This is a genomic window from Clostridium lamae (assembly GCF_033043255.1).
Lineage (GTDB): Bacteria > Bacillota > Clostridia > Clostridiales > Clostridiaceae > Clostridium > Clostridium lamae.
Genome location: NZ_JASCQJ010000077.1, coordinates 1 through 2898, shown reverse-complemented (window position 1 = coordinate 2898; position 2898 = coordinate 1). Strand labels below are relative to the sequence as shown.

The following is a 2898-nucleotide window of genomic DNA, read 5'->3' as shown; positions in this document are numbered from 1 at the left end:
ATCCTCTTTCACTATAATACCACATTTTTTGAAATTTTGTTTCATATTTTAAAACTTTATTATTTTTATAAAAATTACCACACTTTTTTATATCATTTTTTAAATTTATTATTGTTTTTTTATAAATTTTAAAATTTATTAATTTTTTATGTTATCTTTTATATAGATTTTTAAAATATTTAATAAGTTTTATGGCTTGTTACCTAAATTCAAATTTTTTTTGTTTAAATTATATCTATTTTGAGTTATAATAATAGCAATAAAGTACAGCTTTTTAGCTGTTACTCTTATACAGTTGGCTATAAAGCATAATTGTAATAAAATTTAAAGTTATGGAGGGTTTATACCATGTTAGTTTCAGCAAAGGATATGTTAAACAAGGCTAAAGCGGAAAAATACGCTGTAGGTCAATTTAATATCAACAACTTAGAATGGACTAAAGCAATATTATTAACTGCTCAAGAAAATAATTCACCAGTTATACTAGGAGTTTCTGAAGGAGCTGCTAAATACATGTGTGGATTTAAGACTGTAGTTGGAATGGTAAACGGAATGATGGAAGAATTAAACATCACTGTACCAGTTGCATTACACTTAGATCACGGTAGTTATGAAGGTGCTTTAAAAGCTATGGAAGCTGGATTCTCATCAATTATGTTTGATGGATCTCACTATCCAATAGATGAAAATATAGCTAAGACAAAAGAAATGGTTAGATTAACTTCAGAAAAAGGCTTATCATTAGAAGCTGAAGTTGGATCAATCGGAGGAGAAGAAGACGGAGTTATTGGTGCTGGAGAAATTGCTGATGCTGCTGAATGTAAAGCAATAGCTGATTTAGGAGTTACTATGTTAGCTGCTGGTATCGGTAATATACATGGAGTTTATCCAGAAAACTGGAAGGGATTAAGCTTTGAAGCTTTAGAAGCTATCAGTAATGCAACTAACAATGTTCCACTAGTATTACATGGTGGTACTGGAATTCCAGAAGATATGATAAAGCACGCTATTTCTTTAGGAGTTTCTAAGATCAATGTTAACACTGAATGCCAATTAGCTTTTGCTGCAGGAACTAGAAAATACATTGAAGCTGGAAAAGACTTACAAGGAAAAGGCTTTGACCCAAGAAAGCTTATAGCTCCAGGATATGAAGCTATAAAAGCTACTGTAAAAGAAAAAATGGAATTATTCGGTTCTATCAATAGAGCTTAATTCCATAAACATTAAGGAGCTGTTTTCTACAGCTCCTTTTTTTAATGTATAATTAAATATTTAATTATAAACAAAATTCATCCTAAGGCAACATCTAAAACCATCATGACAATAAATCCTAAAATAAGTCCTAATGTTGTTAATTTTTTATTTTCTATTGAAGCTTCTGGTAATAACTCAGCACCTACTACAGCAATCATTGCTCCTGCTGAGAATGATAATAAAAATGGTAATAAACTTCTTACTGCTAATGCTGCAATAACACCAATTACTCCTGCAATTGGTTCTACAATTCCTGAAGCTTGCCCATAAACAAAGCTTTTCCACCTAGATAATCCTTCACTTCTTAAAGGTAATGAAACAGCTGCTCCCTCAGGAAAATTTTGAAGTCCTATACCTAAAGCTAATGCTAATGCTGCTGCAATACTAGTTCCAGGTATTCCTGCTGCAACTCCACCAAAAGCTACTCCTACAGCTAAACCTTCTGGAATATTATGAAGTGTTACAGCTAAAACTAATAAAATACTTTTTCTATATTTAGCTGCCTTTGATATATTCTCCTCTTTATCCATTACAACTCCATAAGAATAAGTATCCATTAGCTTATCCGCAAAAATTAAAAAAGCTCCTCCTAAAAAAAATCCAATTGAAGGAATAACAAAACCAGAATAACCAAGTTGCTCTGAAAGTTCTATTGCTGGACTTAATAGCGACCAAAAACTTGCTGCAACCATTACTCCAGCTCCAAAACCTAACATTGTATTTAAAACTCTCTTATCAAAATTTTTAAAAAAGAATACTATTGCAGCTCCTAAAGCAGTAATTGACCAAGTAAATAAAGTGGCAAGTAGCCCTTGAAGAATTGGGCTTAATTCTAAAAACCATTCCATAAAACATCCTCCTTAGTACTTTTATATAAAATCCTAATTATAATTTACTAAGGATAATTTGTTTTTGTTACAATATTTTATAACCCTTTTCCATTTCCTTTAGCTAGGCCTCTTTCCTCTAATAATTCATAAATAGTTTTTGATGTAGTATCCTCTATGGTATATCCTAGTATATTTAATATTTCTTTCAGCTTATCTTCTGATGATGTTTCAATTTCTAAATACGGGAAAGGACAAAAGTTCTTATCATTAATATCAATCTCAACTAAAGAATCCTTTATTTTATAGCTTTCCCTATACTTTTTAATTGATTGTTTTAAAGCTAATCCAAGAGAAGTAAATATCTTGGCTGCAGCTTCTTTATCTTGAACTATTGTTTCATTTTCTTCCATTTCTTTAAAAGTACCTTGACTTAACATTTTTTTTGTAGTCATATACACTACTTCCTTATTATTAAGTCTATCATCTGTAATTCTTATTCTCGCATATCCTTTAGAATTTAATAATCTATTATCCTCAAAGTCATATATATTATTAATTTGAAATTCTTCTTTAACTTTTTCTGCTCCCAGCTTCTTTAATATATCTCTCACTTTATCAACATCTATATCAACTACTCTAGTTTCTAATTCTTTCATAAATAACACTCCTTAAAATTTATATTAATCATTATATCATATATACAATGATGATTTTATACATAATTATTCTTCACATATTATGTACACTTCATAAGATGATTTTTATAAATTATAAATCCTTCCTTACTTAAATTGTAAAATATATATTTTTTTGG

The 2898-nt window shown here is 29.5% G+C and carries 3 protein-coding genes; 1 reads left to right on the top strand and 2 read right to left on the bottom strand.

The features are described from left to right. The first annotated feature begins 348 nt into the window (after nt 1–348). Nucleotides 349–1212, top strand: coding sequence for a class II fructose-1,6-bisphosphate aldolase (gene fba, locus QK892_RS18295; protein WP_317274982.1), 864 nt, complete (start codon nt 349–351; stop codon nt 1210–1212). Between the two features lie 77 nt (nt 1213–1289). On the opposite strand, the gene QK892_RS18290 is transcribed toward fba, so the two are convergent. Together QK892_RS18290 and QK892_RS18285 are read right to left on the bottom strand one after the other, a co-directional pair. Further along, complete coding sequence (locus QK892_RS18290) at nt 1290–2102, bottom strand: ZIP family metal transporter (RefSeq protein ID WP_317274981.1); 813 nt, start codon at nt 2100–2102, stop codon at nt 1290–1292. Nucleotides 2103–2179: 77 nt separating this feature from the next. Next, nucleotides 2180–2740, bottom strand: a complete 561-nt coding sequence (locus QK892_RS18285; RefSeq protein ID WP_317274980.1) for a class IV adenylate cyclase — start codon at nt 2738–2740, stop codon at nt 2180–2182. Nucleotides 2741–2898 lie beyond the last annotated feature (158 nt).

Bases quoted from the DNA above. Each gene is read 5' to 3' on its own strand.
- fba (WP_317274982.1), top strand. From the start codon at position 349: ATGTTAGTTTCAGCAAAGGATATGTTAAACAAGGCTAAAGCGGAAAAA.
- QK892_RS18290 (WP_317274981.1), bottom strand. From the start codon at position 2,102: ATGGAATGGTTTTTAGAATTAAGCCCAATTCTTCAAGGGCTACTTGCC.
- QK892_RS18285 (WP_317274980.1), bottom strand. From the start codon at position 2,740: ATGAAAGAATTAGAAACTAGAGTAGTTGATATAGATGTTGATAAAGTG.